The organism is Maritalea sp. (genome assembly GCF_051251695.1).
Taxonomy (GTDB): domain Bacteria; phylum Pseudomonadota; class Alphaproteobacteria; order Rhizobiales; family Devosiaceae; genus Maritalea.
The window spans coordinates 1-21,600 of the sequence record NZ_JBPOEU010000030.1; the positions used below are offsets into that span (position 1 = coordinate 1).

Sequence of the window (21,600 nt, forward strand, 5' to 3'; positions counted from 1 at the left end):
CACGCAAAACGCTCAAATACGAAACACCGGCAGAGCGTTTTAAAGTATGTGTTGCATCGATCAGTTGAACCCACCGCTCGAAGCTGGCATTTGCGATGAGCGGGTGTTTGTCGCTCTAGGTCAGAAATACTAACGCGGCCTAATCGTAATTCGCCGTTTTGCTGGCCGACAGAGTCAAAACCGTGTGATATCCCATCGGTGGATTGAAACTTAAGCATCCAATATATGTCAAGATTTGCAATCGAAAAGCCCTTGGCACTATCTTTGGGCGACAGGGGGAGCACAATGTCTGAAATTTTTTCCACTGAAGAAACCATCAACGCACCAATTAGCGCGATTTGGGCGCATCTGACTGAGCCAGAGAAAATGTCCAAATGGATGCCTGCGATAGATAATGTGCGCACTGCAAACGGCGAGCCAATAGCGCCGGAAAATCCATTGCTTTATCGAGCAGGGGGCAAAGAATTGTTTTCGCCTGTCGTTGATTATGCACCGTTGATGCTCATTGCTTACCGTTCAACGCGGGGCAACTTCAGCGCCACCTATGTTTATGAAATCAACGCGGTTGATGAAGGAACATCTATTTCGCTTGTTGCGAGCTGCGAGGCCAAGGGCATGATGGTTTTGTTTCAGCCCTTGTTGAAAATGGTGATCAAAAAAGCGGACAGCGTGCAACTTAAAATGCTCAAGGCAGTTGTCGAAGGCACCAACCCTGCCTAAGTAGAAGGTATAATTTGGGATTGGGAGGCAGGCATCATGATCTGGCTAGTATTAGGTATATTTGTTTTTCTTGGCATTCACTCTGTGCGCATGGTCGCGCCGGGTTGGCGTGACCAACAAATTGAAACACGCGGTATCAATGGCTGGAAGGGCATTTACGCCCTTGTCTCTGCCGTTGGCCTTGGTTTGATCATTTGGGGCTTTATACAGGCCCGTCCGGATGCAGCGTTCTTCTATGAGCCGCCAGCTTTCATGCGGCATATCTCATACCTTTTGATCTGGATTGCGTTCGTTGCCTTAGCGGCTTCAAGTTTTGCGGCGGGCAAAATTAAGGCGATGCTCAAACACCCGATGATTACGGGCGTGAAAATCTGGGCGTTTGCCCACCTGTTGGTCAATGGGGATCTGGCTTCGATATTGTTGTTCGGCTCATTCCTAGCTTGGACCATATGGAATCGCATCGCGGTGAAAAGACGCGGAGACCTAACACCTGTTGCTGGTCCCGTTATCAATGACGTGAAGTCGCTTGTCGCTGGAACAGTGTTTTATGTGATCTTTGCGTTCTGGGCCCATGAATGGCTCATCGGTGTTTCGCCGTTTGTTTAAGCTTTTACGCTAGCGCTCATTGGCGTTTGCGCATTTTAAGCAAAATAGTGCGGCTGGATCGACATTCAGCCGCTTTTCACTAATTTCATCACCACAATCTTCGCAAAAGCCAAAGTCGTCGTTTGCTATTCGGGTTAGCGCCCGCTCGATGCGCATTAACTCCGCGCCACGTTGACGCTCTTGTGCCTGAGCCATTGCTTGAGCTTGCATCGCGTCCATGCGAGACAGCCGCCCAACTGACTGTTGATCCAACGTCACGGTATTTCGCGCTTCGGCGCTAAGCGCGTTTAGGCCTTCAAGCTCAGACTTGCGGGTAAGCAATTGTGATTTGAATTTGCTGATTTGGGCATTATTCATGCTAGGATTGTGCCCAGCATTTACCGCTATTGCAAATAGCAGATGTTTCGCGCAGGAATATGCGTAATTCTTCCAAACACAAATTGCTTTTTCATCAAGTCCGCACTAAGGTGCACGACCTGAAATTACTCTAAATATGAGCGCAGTAAATGTCTGACACCGATAATGTATTCCGCGAAGTTGATGAAGAGCTACGCAACGAACGTATGAACAAACTATGGCGCCGTTTTGGTCCGTATGTGATCGGCGTTGCTGCTTTTATCATCTTGCTTGTTGCAGGCAACGAAGCATGGCGCTGGTGGCAAACTTCAAGTGCCAATCAGGGTGCAGATCAGTTCACCGCAGCCATTCAGAGCGTTGAAAGCGGTGATCTTGATGCCGGGCAAGCGGCGTTGGGTGACGTTGTTGAAACTGGCTCAGGACAATATCCGATATTGGCAAAGTTCCGCCTAGCTGCACTTTTGGCTGAAGAAGGCAAAACAAACGAAGCTGTTGCCGCCTATGATGAGTTGGTTACAACGTCGTCAGACACGCGCCTTCGCGAGTTGGCGTCTATCTTTGCAGCCTATTTGCTTATCGACGCTGGTGACCCTGCCGCGGTGACGCAACGTGTTGGCGAAATGCAAGTTGATAGCCATCCCATGCGTAATGCGGCCCGCGAAGCAATTGGTCTAGCCCACTATAAGGCAGGTAATTTTGTTGAAGCACGTTTGCTGTTTGACACAATCGCCGCCGATCCTTTGACACCACGTGACCTTGGGTTGCGTGTTTCCCTTTATCTTGGTCAGCTAACGGCCCAAGGTATTGGTTCTACAACCGAGGCAGCGTCGGAATAATCTGACGCGCTGATTGGAGCCCATTAAATGTCTGTTTCTGTTGCGATTGTTGGGCGTCCCAATGTCGGTAAATCCACGTTGTTCAATCGTCTGGTGGGCAAAAAGCTTGCGCTGGTCGACGATACGCCTGGTGTTACCCGCGATCGACGTGAAGGTGAGGGCCGCATTGGCGACCTTACATTTACGCTGATCGATACTGCTGGTTATGAAGATGCCGACGATGCGACCCTTGAGGGGCGCATGCGGCAGCAAACCGAAGCGGCTATTCAAACTGCAGATGTGATTTTGTTCATGATTGATGCGCGCGTGGGCGTAACACCGATGGATGAGCATTTCGCCAAACTGCTGCGCAAAGCCAACAAAAAAGTTACGCTCCTCGCTAATAAGGTTGAAGGACGCGCGGCGGAAGCCGGACTGTACGAAGCGTTCAAACTTGGCTTTGGCGACCCAGTCGCTCTTTCTGCAGAACATGGTCTTGGTCTCGCTGATTTGTACAATATTGTGGCGACAGCCATCGAAGCCGCTGCAGAAGTGTTGGAAGAGGGCAAGGATGAATTTGAGCAAGCAGTAGCGCAGCTCGACGAATCTATGATGCCAGAAGTCAATGTTGATTTGGAAGATGACGGCAAAGGCGTTGAAGACGGCCAAGGGACATATGATCCCAACCGGTTTCTCAATGTGGCCATTATCGGCCGACCAAACGCGGGGAAGTCGACGCTCATCAACAAAATGGTTGGTTCTGAGCGCGTTCTAACCGGTCCAGAAGCCGGCATTACTCGTGATGCGATCATGGTGTCATGGGAATGGCAGGGCCGCACGATCAACCTTGTGGATACAGCCGGTATCCGCAAACGCGCCAAGGTGCAGGAGAAGTTGGAAAAACTCTCCGTTGCCGATGCGCTGCGGTCAATCCAATTTGCTGAAATTGTTGTGCTCATGCTGGACGCGACGATCCCGTTCGAAAAACAAGATTTGCAACTCGCGGACTTGGTTGAACGTGAGGGGCGGGCATTGGTTATCGCGCTCAACAAATGGGATCTTGTGAAGAACAAACAAGAACACCTAAAACACCTCAAAGAATCTTGCGAAAGACTTTTGCCTCAGCTTAAAGGCGTGCCACTAATTACGCTTTCTGGTTTGCGTGGCAAGAACATCGACCGTTTGATGGAATCAGTGCTTAAGGTAGAAAAGACTTGGAATTCAAGGATTTCCACAGCTCGCTTGAATAAATGGCTGACCACGATGACCGAAAGCCATCCGCCCCCAGCCGTATCTGGCCGCCGTTTGCGCTTCCGCTACATGACCCAGGCAAAAACTCGTCCACCGAGTTTCATCATCTTCTCATCGCGACCAGATGCTGTGCCAAAATCTTATGAGCGTTATTTGAGCAATGGCTTGCGCGAGGCATTTAACCTTGCAGGCGTGCCAATTCGCATGTGGCTTCGTGGTGGCGATAATCCATACCACGACAAGGAAAAAGCCAAGCGCTGGTAACGGCGCGTATTCGGCATGGACAAAATTTTAATTGAAGTGACGGCGACGGCAACCCTAGCGATTGCCGTCTTTTGCGTGGTTTTTTGCCTGATGCAAAGCCGGTTTCAGCATGTCTATCGCAGCTTTGCACTTTTTTTGTCGGCTGTAGCGCTCAACAATCTGCCCTCGTCCATGGGCCAGATCCTTGAAACTTTAGACGTGCAGCAAACCCACATGCTTATTCTTGTGGCGCAATTGTTCGGCAGCATGTGCCTTGCACCATTTTTTTGGTTCTATGTATATGCTCTAACGGCGTCAGATCAGAAACGGCCACCCCACCTTTACCTTCATCTAATATTGCCAATTTTTGCCCTCGCCAGCGCGTTGGCCTATCCGTTTTTGCCGACAGAGTTGCAATTGGGGTTGTTCTCTGACGTTGGAGAAATCGTGAATGGTTGGCCTTTGGTTTTTGCAGCCACAGTTGGCTTGCTCTCACTGGCCGTCTATCCCCAAATGGGTATCTACATCTTCTTAATTATGCGCCGTCTATTTAGCTATCGGCGGCGGCTTAAAGATGTTTACGCCAGCACAGAACAGCACGAACTCAACTGGATTTTGGTCATCGGACTGCTTGCGCTTGTGTTTTGGTTGTTCGAAATTTTTGGCGTGTTGAGTGTTTTCGGAGTGAGTTATGTTGCGTTTTCGCCCGCTCTTTTCAGTTTTGTGGGGTTGGCGCTTTTCGTGGCGGCATCGCTTTGGGGGCTGCGACAGCGCCCGGCACTTGTGCGTGATGTGTCTCAAGAACGCGTAGAAGGGCTGCGGCCAAAAGCCGAAAATTTGAAGTACGAAAATTCGGCACTTACCGCCGACGTCGCTACGCGCATCCAGCGCAAATTACGGGCTGCCATGGAATTGGATCACCTTCACCACAACCCAAACTTGTCCCTGTGGGATCTTGCGCAACATGTGGGCGCGTCACCAAATTATATATCGCAAACCCTTAGTGAGGGCATAGGCGAGAACTTTTTTGACTTTGTAAATGGATATCGGATTGCAGACGCGATGGAGCGGCTGGCCCATTCAGACGAGACCGTGCTCACGATAACGTACGATGTTGGCTTCAACTCACGATCGTCATTTTACACCGCGTTCAAGAAAGTAACCGGCAAGACGCCCACGGAATTTCGCAAAAACAATGGCTGAAAATGTGTCTGAATGTGCTGAGTTGGACGACAATGTGATGTCTACCAGCGATACCTGATCAAGTTCCGACTTGTCAGGAGACCAAATTGAAATCGATTTTTCCCAACTCGGCTGTTCTTACAGCCGATCCAAAACCCAATGAGCGCCGACCTTGGTGGCAAAAAAAACCGACACCAACATTGGTTATGTATTTGGCCTTTGGCGGCGCGGTTTTGCTGCTCTCGGCCTGTATCGCTGATTTTGAGTTTTCTCCCCGACCTCAAGATCCGGTTGAACGGCCTTACAAAATTGAAACCGTGCAATTCGCAGGAGGGGCAGGTGTCAGCCTTGCTGGTGAACTCACCATGCCTGAAACGGACGGGGCCCATAAGGCAATTATATTGATTTCAGGATCTGGCCCACAGGACCGCAACGAAGCACTTGAAGGCCATAGTCCCTTTTTGGTGCTCTCTGACCACTTAACCCGATCCGGATATGCGGTGTTGCGTTATGACGACCGTGGATTCGGTGAAAGCACTGGCAGCTTTGAGGGGGCAACTCTAAACGATTTTGCTGAAGACGCAGCAGGTGCGTTTCGTTTCCTAAAAAGCCGGCAGGAGATTGATCCCGCTGCGATTGGTTTTCTCGGACATTCGGAAGGCGGATATATTGCGCCCGCAGCTGCGAGATTAGTCGAGCCAGCCTTTATGGTTTTCACAGCAGGGCCCGCACGGCCATTTCTGGACGTTATGGCAACTCAGACAGCGGACATCATGCGTGCCCAAGGCAATGACGAAGCGAGCATTGCGCAAACTGTCACTCAACTCAACGAAGCCAAGGCGATTTTAGCAAAACCAGTTCCTGTGGGCGAGGTTCGAAAGAACTTGGACACTTACTTGATGGCGCGCGGCGTTGAGGCGGATGACCGCCAAGGTTTACTCGATTTTTACACGGGGCCGTGGGGTTTTGTGTACGCGACTTACGACCCCGCAATTGCACTGCGAGCATATTCCAATCCTGTCCTTGCGTTGTTTGGCGAAAAAGACCTGCAAGTTTCGCCAAAAGAGGAAGCACCAGTCATGCGCGGGTTACTCCAACACCCGAAATCGAGGGTGGAAGTGTTTGCTGGTTTAAACCACCTGTTCCAACCAACTGAAACCGGCCTCCCATCCGAATATGGCGATATTGAAACAACAATTTCGCCCAACGTTCTGAGCCGGATCAGCGGATGGTTGAGCGCTCTTTGAGCCGATTTCCCAACATCCACCTACATCCCCAAAATCCAAATAACTGGAACATAATATGAAAATCACAAATCCATTATTGCTGCTTCTACCACTCTCTTCGGCTCTGGCTTTAGGCGGCTGCAGCATGAACGCCATGGGCGGTCAATCCATCTCACAAATGAGTTGCACAGAATTGGCGCGCGAAATTGGCAGGTACTCGCAGATCAAGGAAGATGCTGACGCAGATAGTATTATCGGCACGGTTGGCGCTTTGATCTCAGATAATAAGAACGACCAAATTACCCATAGCGTTGAAGGAATTGTAGGAGATATCGCCAGCGCTTCGGCCGGTAGTGACTTGGAAAAGCTGAAAACCGCATTCAACCAGAGGGGATGTTACTAGTCGGAAGTGCTTAAATCTAAGACCAACAGCTAATCCTAGTCTCTCATAGTTCGTCGCATTTGCCGGCAAGTCGTGAGGAGCCTTTAATTTTCGTGTGCGATGGTGAGTGAAACAATCTTTGCGTTTGGTGTATGCCGACCAAAACTATTCATTTGGCACTGCAACTCGCCAAGAACCATAGCGCTTCATTCCCAGCTTCGTTGCCACGCCAATTGAACTACGGTTTGCCTCTTGGCTTCGGTATTGAGGGCCCAGCTCATGTGACAGAGCGTATCGGGACAAGGATTGCACTACCTGAGTTGCTATTCCTTTTCCACGCCACTTAGCAGTCGTTAGTACCCCAATATCTGCAAGTTTACTCTGCTTCCAAGAGTAGCAGTCGGCAACGCAAATTAACTGGCCATCAGAGATGAAACCAAAAACGATATCGTTGTCTAGCTCAACTCCAGCATTTTCGAGGTCTTCCTCGGAGTTCTCTTTTTCGAACGCCTCGAATAATTCAGCATCTTCTGTACTTAGCAGTCTGACATTGTTGCTATCGGTACCGTTCAGTAATCGTCGCTGTTCACCTTCGTCCAAATAGAAGAGATCATCGGGCTCATACCAATGCATTTGCGCAATCGTTAAGGCAGAATCAATGTCTATTTGTGTACTGGCGGTGCTTAGGGAGAGCTTAGCTGCCATATCAGTTGTCATCGCGATAAATGTACTATCGTCGAATCTATTTAACTGCATAAGCGAATGTGTATTTGGCAAGGAATCTGCCACAAATATAGAAAGTTTCGTGTCGTTTGGCTGATCATTTGAAATCCCAAATAGAAACTCCCAATAATCCTCAAAATAAGCATTGGTCGTAGGCATTTTTATCCTTGATCACATCAATGCACTCAATGACATTTAAAATATGAGTCTACTGGGGCCCTTAAGTATATTCAAGACCCAACATTCCTGAAGATCACTTTCGCAACTTCACCTCTATCACTATCAGAATCCGTCAAACCCGTTGCGCAAATGCCGCTGCGAGCCCGCTGCCAATCAATCCAAATGCTGATCCAAACTTCAGTGTGCGTTGGCCTTTGTCACTTTCAAATAGCAATTTTGTACGTGCCGCCAATGCGGCGATAATGGTGAACATCACGAATACCATCGTGAGGAACAAGGGGCCGAGAAACGCGAGTTGCGGCCAAAACGCTTGAGTTGGATCAATAAATTGCGGAAAGAACGCCACAAAGAACCCAATGGCCTTCGGGTTTAACATTGTAGTTGCCCAACCTTGCACATATGGACTAGCGGTTGATTTGGCTTCGGAAAAATCAACTTTATGATCGGCGCGTAATTGCTTGATGCCGAGATAGATCAAATAGGCGATCCCGACCCATTTCACCACATTAAACAACAGCACTGAGCTTTGCATGAGTGCGCCAAGTCCGAGCAGGCTTGCGCTGATCAGAATTGCATCGGCGGTGATTACCCCAAGGCTATATTTCATGCCTGCTGTTGCGCCTTGGCGCAAACTTACGACCAGCAAGACTATGATCGATGGCCCCGGTGATAGGGTGATGACGATTGTTGCGATGATGAAACCTAGTAGCACGACCAATTCTCCCACATTTGGAAATACGGTTGCATGTCGGCGCTAGTTTTAGAAATCAGAATTTGAGATACCCCATCACGAGAATTCATGACAACCGGATTGACGATCAAAACAAGTGGGCATAGATTTGCCTATCATTATCGAATTTCTCAAGCAAACCTCAAGAGGGCACCATGACACTCGCAGCTTTGGCGACATATTGTATTGCGTTGGCAATTGCGGTTGCTATTCCCGGTCCCGGAGTGATGGCACTCATCGGAACCGCGCTCGGTGGTGGACTAAAACGCGCCATGCCGATGATTGTGGGGATTGCCCTCGGGGATGCGACCTGGTTGACCATGGCGGTGCTCGGTTTGGCGGCGATCAGCGAGATTTACGCAGATGCCTTTACGGTCATTCGATACCTTGGTGTCGCGTATTTGCTTTATTTGGCGTATAAATTCTGGACCAATTCATCTGAACTAAAAGCTGAAGAGGGTGCATCAAAGCGTTCGTCTTTTGCTTCGTTGCTCAACGGGTATTTGATCACGATGGGCAACCCAAAACCGATGTTGTTCTATTTGGCGTTGGTTCCCGTAATTCTTGACTTAAGTGCATTTGGACCACGCGAATTTGCCGTTGTTATTCCATCTACATTTTGCGTTTTGTTGATTGTTTTGACCCCCTATGCCTTGCTGGCGTCGGGTGCTCGTGAATGGCTAAAGTCCTCTCACGTCTATAAAATTATGAACCGAACGGCTGCTGCGCTCATCGGAACTGCTGCAATTGTCATCGGCTTGCGTGCGCATTAGTCATGGCTCAAATTCACGTCGAATGGGGCGAGCGAGCCCTTGATCACAAGGCAGAAATTGCCATAATCGTCGACTGTTTGAGTTTTTCGTCAGCACTCAGCGTCGCCTGCGCGCGCGGCGCAAAAGTGTTTCCGTTTGGCTTGCGAGATGGTGCAAAACAATTTGCAGAGCTGATGGATTTACAAATTGTGGGCAAACGCAAAGCGCAGGGGCTTTCCCTGTCGCCCCCATCGCTGGATCAGCTTACCCCCAATGATAAAATCGTGCTGCCATCGCCGAATGGATCAAATCTCACCCTGTTTGCCAAGCATACGCATGTGCTGGGCGGCACGTTGCGCAATGCTGAGGCAGCAGCAAGCGCCGCACAATCTCTTGGCAAGGATGTGATCATTGTTGCTGCGGGAGAACGTTGGCGCTCAGACGGAACGCTTCGACCCGCGTTTGAAGACTGGGTGGCAGCCGGTGCGATCGCCTCCTATTTTGAGCATGATGGCTTGTCTCAGGAAGCAAAGCTTGCCGTTGCCTCATTTCACTCGATTAGAGATGATATTGAAGGCGCCTTAGCGGCCTGTATGTCAGGGCAGGAACTGATTGGGCACGATTATGCGACGGATGTGGAATGGGCCGCAAAGCTCAACGCAACCGATACGGTTCCCGTTTTACATCGATTGGAAAAGACCTACGGCGATATTGGCCTGACATTAGCAGACGTGCCAGCAGCATCTGTGCTTGAACAATGCATTTGCTACTATCAGGCACACTAAAAAGAGCGGCAAACCCTTGCTGAAAAACTATATCGCTATAGTGGGCGATACGCGCCAGTTTGGATGTCGAAAATCTGTCCGTTTTCCATGCTGCTTGGCACAATCATATCAACAAGCTTAGGGGCGATCTCGCGAGGGTGCGGCAAGCTCTCCGGGTTTTCACCGGGCACTGCCTTAGCACGCATACCTGTGCGTACAGCGCCGGGATAAAACACATTAGCATTGACCAAAGATTGTTCCATTTCGCCTGCATATGACTTTGTCATGGCGTTCACAGCAGCTTTTGTCGCTGCATAGAGTCCCCAAAACGGATTAGCGCTTTCGGCGGCAGACGAAGATACGAATACCGCGCGAGCAGCATCAGACTGGCGCAACAAAGGGTCAAGCGAGCGTATTAGCCGAAAGTTCGCGGTGACATTCACGTTGAAAACATTGTCGACTTCTTTCGGGGAAAGGTGCGGTACAGGGCTGATAATACCCAACAGGCCAGCATTTGCGATTAAGCCGTCTAGCTTGCCCCAACGCTCAAAAATCGAGCCGCCCATTCTGTCAATGGCGTCGCCATCAGCGATGTCGAGCGGCACCAAAGTGCAAGATCCTCCAGCCGCTTGAATTTCATCATCCAAGTCTTCCAGCCCGCCAGCGGTTCTGGCAACCGCTATGACGTGTGCGCCGCGCTTGGCCGCTTCAATGGCGGTGAAATAGCCGATGCCGCGAGACGCGCCAGTGATCAGAACAACGCGGTCCTGCAGGTCTTGTGTGTCTGACATAATAACTAGCCGGCCTCTCGGAGCAACGAATGCGGTTTTGGCTGTCCATCATTTTCCGCTTCACGGTCGACCAGGCGGGTAGGGTATTCCCCGGTGAAGTAATGGTCAGTGAATTGTGGGTTTTGCGGATCGCGTGGCGCACCGCCAACCGCGTCGTATAGCCCATCAACGGATAGGAAGTGCAACGAGTCTGCACCGATAAATGCACACATTTCAGCATGGTCGGTATATTGGTTTGCCAATAGTTTTTCTGGATTTGGCGTATCGATACCGTAATAATCAGGATGTGTAATTTTGGGGCTGGCCACAACCAAATGAACTTCGCTTGCCCCTGCGTCGCGCACCAATTGAACGATCTTTGTTGATGTTGTGCCACGCACAACAGAATCGTCGACCAAAATCACGCGCTTGCCGTCCAACTGTCCGCGATTGGCAGAGTGTTTTAGTTTCACCCCAAATGCGCGAATTTGTTGGCTTGGTTCAATAAAGGTACGGCCCACATAGTGGTTGCGGATGATCCCCAATTCAAAAGGAATGCCACTTTCCTGTGCATAACCGATCGCTGCGGGGGTGCCACCATCTGGCACCGGCACCACAAGGTCGCCATCAAGATTTGCTTCCCGCGCAAGGTTTCGGCCCATGGCTTTGCGCACATTATAGACGGAGCGTCCAGCAACAATGGAGTCGGGTCGTGCGAAGTAGACATATTCAAACAAGCAAACCCGTTCAGGTTTTGGCTCAAATGGTTTTGTCGATGTGATCTTTACAGAACCGTCTGATTGCTTTTCGCAGACAATCACTTCGCCATTTTCAATGTCGCGCACAAATTTCGCGCCAATAATATCCAAGGCACACGTTTCTGATGCTAAAATGGGCGCCCCATCCAATTCACCAAGCACCAACGGGCGAATGCCGAAAGGATCACGGGCACCCATGAGTTTGGTGCGCGTCATCGCGATTAGCGCATAGCCGCCCTCCATTTGGGAAATGGCTTGCACGAAACGAGCGGCAGACCCTTCCTCTTTGGATTGTGCGATAAGGTGCAGCACAACTTCGCTATCAGAAGTTGACTGGCAAATCGCGCCATTGGCGATGATTTCTTTGCGTAATTTCAAAGCGTTGGTGAAGTTACCATTATGAGCAACGGCAATACCGCCAACGCTGAGTTCCGCAAAAAGCGGTTGAACGTTGCGCAAAGCAACTTCGCCGGTGGTGGAGTATCGATTATGCCCCAGTGCCACATCACCCGGCAGTTTTTCCAGCATTTGAGGGTCAGTGTAATGGTCGCCGACCAAACCCATTCGACGCTCTGAATGGAAACGTGTGCCATCGTACGTCACGATACCAGCGGCTTCTTGTCCACGATGTTGGAGAGCGTGAAGACCAAGCGCGGTTAGCGCCGCAGCGTCTTCATGTTGGAGGATGCCGAATACACCGCACTCCTCATGTAACGTGTCACCTTCAAGGTCAAAAACGTCGTCTTCACTGGCATTGCCAGCAGGGTGAGAGGAGTGCGCCACCTGTGTCCACCTATGTCATTTCATTGTCATGCAATGGTTATCGGCTCATTACGCCTCTGCGCGAACCGAGTCAACAAGTGGACCGGCTTTTGCAAACCTTTGACCATTAGGTCGAAGTTTCGGACGGGATTTCCTCTTCCAACTCATCAGTACCTTCGGCGATGGGTTCAGCAGGTGCAGTCGACGGGCCACGTAGGGTGTCGCTCACCATGCCTTCAAGGTCTTCTGGAAGAACAGCGATCAGATCATCACCCAATTGAGTAAGCATCGGCAAAGTTTTGCTGTCTTTGCCCCAATCTTGCACAACTGAGTTGAATAGCCATTGGCCAAAGATCACGAACACAATTGCGATCAACACGCCGCGCAGACCACCAAAGATGAAGCCAAGCGAACGATCCAACGGACCGATTTTGCTGTCTACAACAAGATCAGCAATCCACATGGTCATCAGGTGAAGCACAATAAGCGCAACAATAAAGCTAACCACAACCGTGGCAATGTCCGCTACAAGCGGTTCAGCAATGTATTGACGGGCTAAATCAGGATAATTGGCATACATCCACCAGGCGAAAATGGCGGAGCCACCCCAAGTAGCAAGTGACAGAACTTCGCGGGTTAGTCCCCGCATGGTCGCCAATAAGGCTGAAATTAGTACGATCAAGCCAACGGCGATATCAAACGCGGTAATCATTTTAAGATTGTTCCCTCACGGATGCTCTGCTTTGAATTATTCAGATCATTTAAACGCTATTGACGCTGTTGCCAAGCGTTCAGTCGTCATCTTGGTTTACGGGCCGCTTGGCGCGGGATGCAATTTGGGCAACCATATCTGCTAACTGCTTGTACCGGCGGGTTTCAATGGCGTCCTGCTTGTCTTTGCCCTCGGCAGTTACGGCAAGACTAAACCCCAGCTTATTGGCTTCTTTAAGGCGCGTTTGGCTGTGTGAAACCGGTCGAACACCACCAGAAAGGCTAACTTCCCCAAAATACACCGCGTCAGCGGGGAGGGGCGCGTTTGTCAGTGACGACACAAGTGCAGCCGCAACTGCCAAATCGGCAGCCGGTTCTGAAATTTTTAAGCCCCCAGCAACATTTAGATAAATATCGTTTGCACCAATGCGCACACCACAATGGGTTTCAAGGACGGCCAGCACCATTGATAAACGGCTTGAATCCCAACCAACCACCGCCCGTCTAGGCGTGCCCAGCGGAGAAGCGGAAACAAGTGCTTGAATTTCGACGAGCACAGGGCGCGTACCCTCCATCCCGGCAAATACAGCGGAACCAGAGGCTTCTTTATCGCGTTGATCCAAAAACAGGGCTGACGGGTTGGCCACTTCGCGCAGACCTTCAGACGCCATTTCGAAAACACCAATTTCGTCTGTGGCGCCAAATCGATTTTTTACGCCGCGCAAAATGCGGAAATTGTGGCCCGCATCGCCTTCAAAATAAAGCACAGCATCAACCATATGTTCGACAACGCGAGGTCCAGCAATTTGTCCGTCTTTTGTGACGTGACCGACCAGCACCACGGCGGAACCTGATTTTTTCGCGAAGCGGGTCATGGCCTGCGCGCTCGTGCGCACCTGCGTTACCGTACCCGGCGCACTGTCTACGCGCTCTGTCCAAAGTGTTTGGATCGAATCGATAATAACAAGATCTGGTTTGCCGGCCGCTTCCAGCGTCGCCAAGATTGTTTCTACGTGGGTTTCACTGGCCAATCGAACCGGCGAGTTTGCAACGCCAAGTCGCGCCGCGCGCAACCGCACTTGAGCAATCGCTTCCTCACCAGAGATGTAAACAACATTATGTCCCTGATCGGCCAAAGCCGCTGCGGCTTGAAGCAAGATCGTCGACTTACCAATGCCCGGTTCACCGCCCACCAAAATGGCAGAACCGACTACAAATCCGCCACCAGTTACGCGGTCTAGTTCGGCTATGTTTGTGCAAACGCGTTGTGCATCTTCGCTGGAACCAGACAAGGAAAGCAGTTCGACGGGGCGCCCCGAAGCGATGGCGGATTTTGGTCCACTGCCGACGCCTGAATTGGTCTGTTCTTCAACAATTGTATTCCATTCGCTGCAGCTTTCACATCGGCCAGACCATTTACTGGTGACATTGCCGCAGGATTGGCAAACATATTGCGCACGTTGTTTTGCCATCTTTTATTCCGTTTCGCCGCCCAAATAGGCGCGATGATAGCGCCCCTGCAGCGAAGTGAGCACCTCATAACCGATTGTTCCTGCGGCGTCTGCCAAATCATCGACCGAAACGTTGGGTCCCAACACTTCAACCATTTCGCCGGGCACTGGGCCGTTTAAGCCAAAGCCTGTTACGTCTAGGGCAACTAAATCCATTGAGACTTTGCCCAGAACCGGCACCGACTGACCCTTGATGGCCAATCGCGCACCCTGATGTCCATTTGAGTTGCTTAAGGAGCGTAGAAAACCATCTGCATAACCCAGAGAGATGATGGCGACACGACTATCCCGCTGCAATGTATACTCCGCGCCATAACCAACAGTTTCACCTGTTTTGCCGTCACGGACCTGCAAAATTGGTACATCAAGGCTTACAACCGATGTCAGTGGGTTTTGTCGTCCCTTAATCGCGCGGCCGCCATAAAGGGCAATGCCGGGGCGGGCCAACTGGAAATGATTCGCTTTGCTCGCCATCAGCCCAGCTGAGTTTGCTAGCGATGCTGGCGTGTCCGGAAAATGCGCCATGATCGACTGGAACAGCGCAAGCTGTGTGCGGTTCTTTTCGTGACTTGGCAGGTCAGCGCAGCACAGATGGCTCATAATCACTTGAGGCTGATAGCCAGAGCGTTGCATTTGCTGACGCACCCAATTGACGTCGCTCATGCGAAAACCAAGTCGGTTCATGCCCGTGTCAAAGTTCAGCGCCGCCGGATAGGCTTCGCCGCGTTCGACACAAAAATTCAGCCATTCATCCAGCATCGCCATGGAATGCAAAATAGGCATTAGGCGCTGCGCAGCATACAAATCTGATGAACCCGGCCATAAGCCGCCCAGAATGAAAATATGAACGTTGGGCAACGCCTTGCGCAATCGCAATCCTTCTTCAGGATTGGCAACAAAGAAAAATTGCGCACCAGCATTGGAAAGAGCTTTGGCAACGGGTTCAAGGCCCAAACCATAAGCATTGGCTTTCACCACAGCACCGGTGAGGGTGCCCGGGGAAATTTTGTCGAGCGCAGACCAATTTCGGCCGATCGCATCAAGATCGATCCGCAATTGTCCTGAGCTGATCATCGCATAGTCTGTCATCAATCAAGTTGTTCCGGTAAATAATCGTCACGAGCAAGATTACCGAAACGTGTAATATTTGCGTTAAAGTGCAACTGAATAGTGCCAGTGGGTCCGTGACGCTGTTTGGAGATAATAACCTCCGCACGACCGGCAACCTGTTCCATTTCTGCCTGCCAAGTGAAAAACTCAGGTGTGTTTTCCTTCGGCATTTTGTTTTTCAGATAATATTCTTCGCGATAAATGAACAACACCACGTCAGCGTCTTGCTCGATTGAACCAGATTCACGCAAGTCAGACAATTGCGGGCGTTTATCGTCACGCGATTCGACTTGACGCGAAAGCTGGGAGAGGGCGATCACAGGCACTTCCAGCTCTTTCGCGATGGCTTTCAGTGTTGTGGTAATTTCTGTCAATTCCTGTACGCGGTTGCCAGAGTTCTTGTTGGAACCGGATAGGAGCTGCAAATAATCGACGATAAGAAGGTCTAGGCCCTTTTGTCGTTTAAGGCGACGTGCGCGGGCAGCCAATTGAGAAATCGCCAATCCACCGGTGTCATCAATATAAAGCGGCGCTTTCGCCATTGCTTGCGACGCTTCAACCAGTTTGGAAAACTGGCTTTCATGAATGCTACCGCGCCGAATGTCTGATGAGGAAATAGCCGATTGTTCCGCTAAAATACGTGTCGCCAGCTGTTCGGCAGACATCTCTAGTGAGAAAAACCCAACGCGACCGCCATTTTTAGCTTTGATCGTGCCATCAGGCATTGTTTCGGGTTCAAATGCTTTTGCCACGTTAAAGGCAATATTGGTCACGAGCGATGTTTTACCCATCGCAGGACGCGCGGCAAGTATAACAAGGTCAGATTTTTGCAACCCGCCCATCACCCGGTCCATGTCGGTCAGCCCGGTTGAAAGGCCCGAAAGTGAACCATCGCGACGATAGGCTTCGCCAGCCATATCCACCGCTTCACGAAGGGCCGAGTTAAAGTCAACAAATCCACCTTCATAACGTCCCTTTTCGGCCAATTCGAATAGGGCTTTTTCGGCCTCTTCTATTTGCTTGTTCGGGGGCGTATCGACATCAGATGTGTACGCTTCGTTTGAAAGATTGTCGCCAACCTCAATCAGCTTGCGGCGAATAGCCAGATCGTAAATTGTTTGCCCATAGTCAGAAGCGTTTAGAACCGTAGTGGCTTCTGAGGCTAGTCGCGCCAAATATTGCGACATGGTGAAGTCAGGCGTCAATTCATCCGGCATGAATGTTTTTACCGTGATCGGCGTGGCGCGCTTTCCCGAGCGAATAATTTTGGAGCAAACGCTATAAACATCCGCGTGAACCTGTTCATAGAAATGCTCAATCAGCAAAAAATCTGACACGCGGTCAAAGGCTTCATTGTTGACCAATATAGCGCCCAGCAGGGCTTGTTCCGCCTCCACATTGTGGGGCGCAAGCCTATATTCTTCTTCAGTTGGGTGTAACTGCTGAACCGCGTCCATTTTTGCCTCCAATAGGCTCCCACTGTTGACTATGCGCCGCGCACACTCAAGCAAAAGTGGCATTTGCTTAAAACTCTATTCGATTCGAGCGTGCTGTGCTGTGATTAGTGGGGAAAATTTTCGGGATTTGACCCAATTTTATAAATCAAGTTCATAAAAAAAGGCCGGGCGAACCCGACCTTTTAAATTCAAAAAGAAAATATAGCTTACTCAGCTGTTTTTTCTTCTTCGTCTGATTGCTCTTCAGCATCCGTAGCAACGTCTTCATCACCAGCTTCGTCTTCAGCGTTTTCTTCAACAACGACTTCTTCGACTTCGTCATAAGAAACCACTGACAAATCTTCGCCAGTTGCTTGACGCTCAGCTTCATCAGCAGAACGGGCAACGTTTACGGTGATCGTAGAGTCAACTTCAGCATGCAAAGTCAGCGCAACATTGTGCAAACCAACATTTTTGATCGGAAGGCTCAAATCAACTTGAGACTTCGCCACCTGAATATTTTCAGCAACCAACGCTTCAGAAATATCACGTGATGATACTGAACCATAAAGAACACCAGTTTCGCCAGCTTGGCGGATGATGGTAACTTTACGGCCGTTCACAGCTTCAGCAACAGCCATCGCACTATCACGACGCTCAGCATTGCGTTGCTCGATTTGCTCACGGTCTGTTTCAAAACGCACACGGTTCGCAGCGTTAGCGCGAAGTGCTTTGCCTTGAGGCAACAAGAAGTTGCGGGCGAAGCCAGGTTTTACGTTTACTTCGTCGCCGATTGTGCCAAGACGGCCAATGCGTTCAAGAAGGATAAGTTTCATTTTATTTCTCCAATGCTGTCCCGCTTTAAAAAGCGGTTAGGGGCATATTTCGCCCCAACGCCCAAAATTTGGGCTGATTAGGCAACTACGTATGGCACTAGGCCAAGGAAGCGGGCGCGTTTGATCGCACGAGCCAATTCACGTTGTTTCTTTGCAGAAACAGCAGTGATACGGCTTGGAACAATTTTTCCGCGCTCTGAAACGTAGCGTCCCAACAAGCGAACATCTTTATAGTCAATCTTTGGAGCGTTAGCGCCAGAGAAAGGACAAGTTTTGCGACGACGTTGGAACGGACGACGTGCTTGAGAAGTGGTTAGATCACGAATAGCCATCTTTTGTTCTCCTTAGAAGCGACGTGGACCGCGACGATCGCTACGATCATCACGTTTTTGCATCATTGCAGAAGGGTTTTCATCATGCTCGTCAACACGAACAGTCATGAAACGCAGAATGTCTTCATTGATGCGCATTTGGCGCTCCATTTCAGCAACTGCAGCGGCAGGAGCTTCAATATTGATCAATGTGTAATGCGCTTTGCGGTTCTTACGGATACGGAATGTAAGGGACTTAAGACCCCAATATTCTGTTTTGCCGATCGTACCACCATTTGAAGTGATCATTTCACTCAATGTCTTCGTCAGTTCTTCAACCTGTGAGGTCGAAACATCCTGACGAGCCATGTAAATATGCTCATAAAGGGGCATATTGAACGCCTTTTGTTAAGTTACATCTCTGTCCATTCGCCGGCGCAAAGCCAAATTGAAAACCATGAAAGGCATTCAAAAAAATTTCACAAAGAGCGGGAACACGGGAGGCCGATACCGTTCCTGATATCATTCGATAGAGCAAAGCTATACCAATCCTCCGTTCAGCCCCCGGCCAAACGAACTGGCGCTACGTACATGGAGGCCAACCATATTGCAAGTCTAAACTGCGTATAGGCCATCAATTCGAGCTATCCACAGTGATTCGAGCATAAACCAGACAAATCCTTGCATGCGACCATTGTGGTGGAATAAAATAGTTTTCCAGATCGTGCATTCGAATTTGATTGCGCGATTGCTTTTTAAAAGGGCAGCAAATGTCAGAAATCAATGTGCGGGTATTGCTCCAATCAGATCGCGAAAAGTGGGGCGAGCTATATATAGCCTATGCGCGATTTTACAATTCTACGCAAACTGAAGAAATGCGGGAAAGTGTTTGGAAATGGTTGCATGGGGACGAAGAAAATCTGTTCGGCCTTGCGGCAATTGATGATAAAGACAAAATCGTTGGAATTGCCCACTGCCGCACGTTTTTGCGCCCCCTGGCCGCCAATACTGGGCTGTTTCTTGATGATTTGTTCGTTGATCCTGAAAGTCGAGGAAGCGGTGCAGCCGAAGCTCTGATTGCACATATCCGTCAACTTGCCGCTGAAAAAGAGTATGCGATTGTGCGTTGGAACACAGCAGACAATAATTACCGCGCCCGTGGCCTTTATGACCATGTTGCACGCAAAACAGACTGGCTAACATACGATATTCAGCTATAAGAAAACCAACATTTGTAATTTTGTATCCCTGATTGTAAGGCCACACGCATGACAAAAAGAGCACTCACTTTCCCCGGACAAGGCAGTCAGGCCGTAGGTATGGGCCAAGAGCTTGCTGAGCGTTTTTCAGAAGCACGGGCGGTTTTTGAAGAAGTTGATGAAGCGCTGCAAACAAAATTGTCCAAGACCATGTTCGAAGGGCCAGAAGATACATTGCGCCTTACCGAAAATGCGCAACCTGCATTGATGGCTGTTTCAATGGCAGTTGTTCGTGTGTTGGACGCGAAGGGCTTTAAAGTCGCGGATATTGCCGATTATGTAGCCGGTCACTCGCTGGGCGAATACTCAGCTTTATGTGCAGCTGGATCGCTTTCAATTTCAGATACCGCAAGACTTTTGCAAACCCGTGGCCGCGCAATGCAGCAGGCCGTACCAGTGGGCGAGGGCGCAATGGCAGCAATTCTTGGTCTTGAATTGGCGGAAGTTGAGGAAGTTGCACAAGCCGCCAAACAAGGCGGCGTTGTTGATGTCGCAAACGATAATGCACCCGGCCAAGTGGTTGTATCTGGTGAGGCATCTGCTGTTGAGCGTGCAATTGAACTGGCAAAGGCCAAAGGCGCAAAACGCGCGATGCTGTTGCCCGTCAGCGCACCGTTTCATTGTTCTATGATGGGCCCCGCCGCCGAAGTGATGGAAAGTGCGTTGGCCAATGCCCAGCTTTTAGAGCCGGTGGTGCCACTCGTTTCCAACGTACTGGCCGCGCCGATCTCGGATCCGCAAGAAATTAAACGTCGTTTGGTTGAACAGGTATGTGGCAAAGTTCGTTGGACTGAGTCTGTGACTTGGCTTTCAGGCGAAGGCGGCGTAACGGAATTGGCAGAGTTGGGCACAGGTAAAGTCCTGTCCGGCCTTGCGCGTCGCATTAATCGTGATGTAAAGGCAGTGCCTTTGAATTCCGCAGATGATATTGAAGCTTTTGCGGCATCTTTATAAGTAGAAATATCCAATGATTGGATTGAGTGGGAAGTGGGGCGACTATGTTTGATCTAACCGGAAAACGTGCATTGGTCACAGGCGCAAGCGGCGGCATTGGCCGGGCTATTGCGCAAAAGCTGGCTCAAAGCGGTGCTGAGGTTGCTCTTTCAGGTACGCGGGTCGAAAAACTGGAAGAGGTTGCGGCCTCCATTTCAAGTAAAACCCACATCGTGCCCTGCAACCTTTCAGACCTTGAAGCGGTGGATCAGCTAGTCCCTTCTGCCATCGAAGCGATGGGTGGCTTGGACATTCTTGTGAACAATGCAGGCATCACCCGTGATAATATTTTCATGCGCATGAAAGATAGCGAATGGGACGACGTGATCGCGGTCAATCTTACCGCCGCGTTCCGCCTGTCCCGTGCCGCTGTGAAAACAATGATGAGACAACGCGCTGGCCGCATTATTGGCATTACCTCAATTGTGGGTGTTACCGGCAATCCGGGGCAGGGCAATTATGCAGCGTCAAAAGCTGGTTTGATTGGCATGTCCAAAGCGATTGCCCAAGAAGTGGCAAGTCGCGGCATCACAGTGAACACAATTGCGCCAGGATTTATTGCTTCTGCTATGACCGATGAGTTGAATGACAAACAGCGGGAAAGCATATTATCCACCATTCCAGGTGGTCGACTTGGAACGGCGGACGAAGTCGCGGCAAGCGCTGTATTTCTTGCTAGTGATGAGGCTGCATATGTTACTGGACAGACCATTCATGTGAATGGCGGCATGGCAATGATTTAATGTGTTGGACCGCTTTGGGTTTCTCACATGTGTACAACATGTGTAACCGATATGGTCAAACACTTCAAAGTATGATAGTGCCCCCACCAACACAGGCCCAAAGCGCATTTGTTGGCTATTAAGTGGGTTGATCCCCATTGGGGAACTTGTAATCATGACGATGAGTTAATACATCGTCGGGTGAAATTAAATTGGCGAAGAGGAACTAAATATGAGCGACATATCAGATCGCGTTCGCAAGATTGTTGTTGAGCATCTAAATGTGGAAGGCGAAAAAGTTGTAGAAAAAGCTAGCTTCATTGATGATCTTGGCGCGGATTCGCTCGATCAGGTTGAGTTGGTTATGGCGTTTGAAGAAGAATTCAGCGTTGAAATCCCTGATGATGCAGCCGAAAACATTCAAACATTCGGTGACGCAGTTTCTTTCCTTGAGAAAGCTGTCAAATAAGTAACCTTTGGTTATAAGTGC

25 protein-coding genes are annotated in these 21,600 nt (G+C 50.0%); 13 read left to right on the top strand and 12 right to left on the bottom strand.

The genetic code is table 11. The annotated features are described in order from the left end of the window. Positions 1-285: 285 nt before the first annotated feature. Together ACSHWX_RS15250 and ACSHWX_RS15255 are read left to right on the top strand one after the other, a co-directional pair. Positions 286-720, top strand: a complete 435-nt coding sequence (locus tag ACSHWX_RS15250; protein WP_435669090.1) for an SRPBCC family protein — start codon at positions 286-288, stop codon at positions 718-720. Positions 721-756: 36 nt separating this feature from the next. After that, entirely contained in the window at positions 757-1,326 is a 570-nt protein-coding gene (locus ACSHWX_RS15255; protein WP_435669091.1) for an NnrU family protein, read from the top strand. Between the two features lie 9 nt (positions 1,327-1,335). Here ACSHWX_RS15255 and ACSHWX_RS15260 read toward each other — a convergent pair whose 3' ends face one another. Then, positions 1,336-1,683 (bottom strand): TraR/DksA family transcriptional regulator, encoded by a 348-nt coding sequence (locus tag ACSHWX_RS15260; RefSeq protein WP_435669092.1) that lies wholly within the window; start codon positions 1,681-1,683, stop codon positions 1,336-1,338. A gap of 149 nt (positions 1,684-1,832) precedes the next feature. Between ACSHWX_RS15260 and ACSHWX_RS15265 the strand changes: the two genes are divergently transcribed. The 5 genes from ACSHWX_RS15265 to ACSHWX_RS15285 all read left to right on the top strand — a co-directional run bounded on the left by ACSHWX_RS15265 (position 1,833) and on the right by ACSHWX_RS15285 (position 6,803). Further along, on the top strand, positions 1,833-2,519 hold the full coding sequence (locus ACSHWX_RS15265; RefSeq protein WP_435669093.1) for a tetratricopeptide repeat protein: 687 nt from the start codon (positions 1,833-1,835) through the stop codon (positions 2,517-2,519). A gap of 27 nt (positions 2,520-2,546) precedes the next feature. Continuing rightward, positions 2,547-4,013: a ribosome biogenesis GTPase Der gene (gene der / locus ACSHWX_RS15270; protein WP_435669094.1), complete on the top strand. Its 1,467-nt coding sequence runs from the start codon at positions 2,547-2,549 to the stop codon at positions 4,011-4,013. Between the two features lie 15 nt (positions 4,014-4,028). Beyond that, the gene (locus ACSHWX_RS15275; RefSeq protein ID WP_435669095.1) at positions 4,029-5,195 is read left to right on the top strand and encodes a helix-turn-helix domain-containing protein; all 1,167 of its coding nucleotides are present in this window, start codon (positions 4,029-4,031) and stop codon (positions 5,193-5,195) included. Positions 5,196-5,281: 86 nt separating this feature from the next. After that, the gene (locus ACSHWX_RS15280; protein ID WP_435669096.1) at positions 5,282-6,421 is read left to right on the top strand and encodes an alpha/beta hydrolase family protein; all 1,140 of its coding nucleotides are present in this window, start codon (positions 5,282-5,284) and stop codon (positions 6,419-6,421) included. A gap of 55 nt (positions 6,422-6,476) precedes the next feature. Then, positions 6,477-6,803 carry a hypothetical protein gene (locus ACSHWX_RS15285; RefSeq protein ID WP_435669097.1) on the top strand — a complete coding sequence of 109 codons (327 nt, stop codon included), beginning with the start codon at positions 6,477-6,479 and terminating at the stop codon, positions 6,801-6,803. Positions 6,804-6,947: 144 nt separating this feature from the next. On the opposite strand, the gene ACSHWX_RS15290 is transcribed toward ACSHWX_RS15285, so the two are convergent. Together ACSHWX_RS15290 and ACSHWX_RS15295 are read right to left on the bottom strand one after the other, a co-directional pair. Continuing rightward, positions 6,948-7,664 (bottom strand): GNAT family N-acetyltransferase, encoded by a 717-nt coding sequence (locus tag ACSHWX_RS15290; protein ID WP_435669098.1) that lies wholly within the window; start codon positions 7,662-7,664, stop codon positions 6,948-6,950. Between the two features lie 133 nt (positions 7,665-7,797). Continuing rightward, entirely contained in the window at positions 7,798-8,397 is a 600-nt protein-coding gene (locus ACSHWX_RS15295; protein WP_435669099.1) for a LysE family translocator, read from the bottom strand. Between the two features lie 173 nt (positions 8,398-8,570). Here ACSHWX_RS15295 and ACSHWX_RS15300 point away from each other — a divergent pair, with 173 nt between their 5' ends. Next, a complete protein-coding gene (locus tag ACSHWX_RS15300; RefSeq protein WP_435669100.1) occupies positions 8,571-9,188 on the top strand; it encodes a LysE family translocator in 618 nt (205 codons plus the stop codon). 2 nt (positions 9,189-9,190) lie between these two features. Continuing rightward, positions 9,191-9,952: a 2-phosphosulfolactate phosphatase gene (locus tag ACSHWX_RS15305; RefSeq protein ID WP_435669101.1), complete on the top strand. Its 762-nt coding sequence runs from the start codon at positions 9,191-9,193 to the stop codon at positions 9,950-9,952. A 35-nt stretch (positions 9,953-9,987) separates the two neighbouring features. On the opposite strand, the gene ACSHWX_RS15310 is transcribed toward ACSHWX_RS15305, so the two are convergent. The 9 genes from ACSHWX_RS15310 to rpsF all read right to left on the bottom strand — a co-directional run bounded on the left by ACSHWX_RS15310 (position 9,988) and on the right by rpsF (position 18,529). Then, entirely contained in the window at positions 9,988-10,722 is a 735-nt protein-coding gene (locus ACSHWX_RS15310) for an SDR family NAD(P)-dependent oxidoreductase (RefSeq protein WP_435669102.1), read from the bottom strand. Positions 10,723-10,727: 5 nt separating this feature from the next. Next, on the bottom strand, positions 10,728-12,242 hold the full coding sequence (gene purF / locus ACSHWX_RS15315) for an amidophosphoribosyltransferase (protein WP_435669103.1): 1,515 nt from the start codon (positions 12,240-12,242) through the stop codon (positions 10,728-10,730). A 106-nt stretch (positions 12,243-12,348) separates the two neighbouring features. Continuing rightward, the gene (locus tag ACSHWX_RS15320) at positions 12,349-12,933 is read right to left on the bottom strand and encodes a CvpA family protein (RefSeq protein ID WP_435669104.1); all 585 of its coding nucleotides are present in this window, start codon (positions 12,931-12,933) and stop codon (positions 12,349-12,351) included. A gap of 79 nt (positions 12,934-13,012) precedes the next feature. Then, complete coding sequence (gene radA / locus ACSHWX_RS15325; RefSeq protein WP_435669105.1) at positions 13,013-14,404, bottom strand: DNA repair protein RadA; 1,392 nt, start codon at positions 14,402-14,404, stop codon at positions 13,013-13,015. Positions 14,405-14,407: 3 nt separating this feature from the next. Beyond that, positions 14,408-15,532, bottom strand: coding sequence for an alanine racemase (gene alr, locus ACSHWX_RS15330; RefSeq protein WP_435669106.1), 1,125 nt, complete (start codon positions 15,530-15,532; stop codon positions 14,408-14,410). Next, positions 15,532-17,010 carry a replicative DNA helicase gene (locus ACSHWX_RS15335; protein ID WP_435669107.1) on the bottom strand — a complete coding sequence of 493 codons (1,479 nt, stop codon included), beginning with the start codon at positions 17,008-17,010 and terminating at the stop codon, positions 15,532-15,534. Before ACSHWX_RS15335 ends, alr begins: the two co-directional genes overlap by 1 nt. A 206-nt stretch (positions 17,011-17,216) precedes the next feature. Beyond that, complete coding sequence (gene rplI / locus ACSHWX_RS15340) at positions 17,217-17,825, bottom strand: 50S ribosomal protein L9 (RefSeq protein ID WP_435669108.1); 609 nt, start codon at positions 17,823-17,825, stop codon at positions 17,217-17,219. 77 nt (positions 17,826-17,902) lie between these two features. Further along, positions 17,903-18,157 carry a 30S ribosomal protein S18 gene (rpsR, locus tag ACSHWX_RS15345; RefSeq protein ID WP_435669109.1) on the bottom strand — a complete coding sequence of 85 codons (255 nt, stop codon included), beginning with the start codon at positions 18,155-18,157 and terminating at the stop codon, positions 17,903-17,905. 12 nt (positions 18,158-18,169) lie between these two features. Next, positions 18,170-18,529 (bottom strand): 30S ribosomal protein S6, encoded by a 360-nt coding sequence (gene rpsF, locus ACSHWX_RS15350; protein WP_435669110.1) that lies wholly within the window; start codon positions 18,527-18,529, stop codon positions 18,170-18,172. 377 nt (positions 18,530-18,906) lie between these two features. Here rpsF and ACSHWX_RS15355 point away from each other — a divergent pair, with 377 nt between their 5' ends. The 4 genes from ACSHWX_RS15355 to ACSHWX_RS15370 all read left to right on the top strand — a co-directional run bounded on the left by ACSHWX_RS15355 (position 18,907) and on the right by ACSHWX_RS15370 (position 21,579). Then, on the top strand, positions 18,907-19,356 hold the full coding sequence (locus tag ACSHWX_RS15355) for a GNAT family N-acetyltransferase (RefSeq protein ID WP_435669111.1): 450 nt from the start codon (positions 18,907-18,909) through the stop codon (positions 19,354-19,356). Positions 19,357-19,404: 48 nt separating this feature from the next. After that, a complete protein-coding gene (fabD, locus tag ACSHWX_RS15360; RefSeq protein WP_435669112.1) occupies positions 19,405-20,349 on the top strand; it encodes an ACP S-malonyltransferase in 945 nt (314 codons plus the stop codon). A gap of 44 nt (positions 20,350-20,393) precedes the next feature. Continuing rightward, the gene (gene fabG, locus ACSHWX_RS15365; protein ID WP_435669113.1) at positions 20,394-21,131 is read left to right on the top strand and encodes a 3-oxoacyl-[acyl-carrier-protein] reductase; all 738 of its coding nucleotides are present in this window, start codon (positions 20,394-20,396) and stop codon (positions 21,129-21,131) included. Positions 21,132-21,342: 211 nt separating this feature from the next. Continuing rightward, positions 21,343-21,579 carry an acyl carrier protein gene (locus ACSHWX_RS15370; protein WP_435669114.1) on the top strand — a complete coding sequence of 79 codons (237 nt, stop codon included), beginning with the start codon at positions 21,343-21,345 and terminating at the stop codon, positions 21,577-21,579. Positions 21,580-21,600 lie beyond the last annotated feature (21 nt).

What these genes read in the sequence shown, in the direction of transcription:
- ACSHWX_RS15250 (WP_435669090.1), top strand. Translation starts at nt 286, where the DNA reads ATGTCTGAAATTTTTTCCACTGAAGAAACCATCAACGCACCAATTAGC.
- ACSHWX_RS15255 (WP_435669091.1), top strand. Translation starts at nt 757, where the DNA reads ATGATCTGGCTAGTATTAGGTATATTTGTTTTTCTTGGCATTCACTCT.
- ACSHWX_RS15260 (WP_435669092.1), bottom strand. Translation starts at nt 1,683, where the DNA reads ATGAATAATGCCCAAATCAGCAAATTCAAATCACAATTGCTTACCCGC.
- ACSHWX_RS15265 (WP_435669093.1), top strand. Translation starts at nt 1,833, where the DNA reads ATGTCTGACACCGATAATGTATTCCGCGAAGTTGATGAAGAGCTACGC.
- der (WP_435669094.1), top strand. Translation starts at nt 2,547, where the DNA reads ATGTCTGTTTCTGTTGCGATTGTTGGGCGTCCCAATGTCGGTAAATCC.
- ACSHWX_RS15275 (WP_435669095.1), top strand. Translation starts at nt 4,029, where the DNA reads ATGGACAAAATTTTAATTGAAGTGACGGCGACGGCAACCCTAGCGATT.
- ACSHWX_RS15285 (WP_435669097.1), top strand. Translation starts at nt 6,477, where the DNA reads ATGAAAATCACAAATCCATTATTGCTGCTTCTACCACTCTCTTCGGCT.
- ACSHWX_RS15290 (WP_435669098.1), bottom strand. Translation starts at nt 7,664, where the DNA reads ATGCCTACGACCAATGCTTATTTTGAGGATTATTGGGAGTTTCTATTT.
- ACSHWX_RS15300 (WP_435669100.1), top strand. Translation starts at nt 8,571, where the DNA reads ATGACACTCGCAGCTTTGGCGACATATTGTATTGCGTTGGCAATTGCG.
- ACSHWX_RS15305 (WP_435669101.1), top strand. Translation starts at nt 9,191, where the DNA reads ATGGCTCAAATTCACGTCGAATGGGGCGAGCGAGCCCTTGATCACAAG.
- ACSHWX_RS15310 (WP_435669102.1), bottom strand. Translation starts at nt 10,722, where the DNA reads ATGTCAGACACACAAGACCTGCAGGACCGCGTTGTTCTGATCACTGGC.
- ACSHWX_RS15320 (WP_435669104.1), bottom strand. Translation starts at nt 12,933, where the DNA reads ATGATTACCGCGTTTGATATCGCCGTTGGCTTGATCGTACTAATTTCA.
- radA (WP_435669105.1), bottom strand. Translation starts at nt 14,404, where the DNA reads ATGGCAAAACAACGTGCGCAATATGTTTGCCAATCCTGCGGCAATGTC.
- alr (WP_435669106.1), bottom strand. Translation starts at nt 15,532, where the DNA reads ATGACAGACTATGCGATGATCAGCTCAGGACAATTGCGGATCGATCTT.
- ACSHWX_RS15335 (WP_435669107.1), bottom strand. Translation starts at nt 17,010, where the DNA reads ATGGACGCGGTTCAGCAGTTACACCCAACTGAAGAAGAATATAGGCTT.
- rplI (WP_435669108.1), bottom strand. Translation starts at nt 17,825, where the DNA reads ATGAAACTTATCCTTCTTGAACGCATTGGCCGTCTTGGCACAATCGGC.
- rpsR (WP_435669109.1), bottom strand. Translation starts at nt 18,157, where the DNA reads ATGGCTATTCGTGATCTAACCACTTCTCAAGCACGTCGTCCGTTCCAA.
- rpsF (WP_435669110.1), bottom strand. Translation starts at nt 18,529, where the DNA reads ATGCCCCTTTATGAGCATATTTACATGGCTCGTCAGGATGTTTCGACC.
- ACSHWX_RS15355 (WP_435669111.1), top strand. Translation starts at nt 18,907, where the DNA reads ATGTCAGAAATCAATGTGCGGGTATTGCTCCAATCAGATCGCGAAAAG.
- fabD (WP_435669112.1), top strand. Translation starts at nt 19,405, where the DNA reads ATGACAAAAAGAGCACTCACTTTCCCCGGACAAGGCAGTCAGGCCGTA.
- fabG (WP_435669113.1), top strand. Translation starts at nt 20,394, where the DNA reads ATGTTTGATCTAACCGGAAAACGTGCATTGGTCACAGGCGCAAGCGGC.
- ACSHWX_RS15370 (WP_435669114.1), top strand. Translation starts at nt 21,343, where the DNA reads ATGAGCGACATATCAGATCGCGTTCGCAAGATTGTTGTTGAGCATCTA.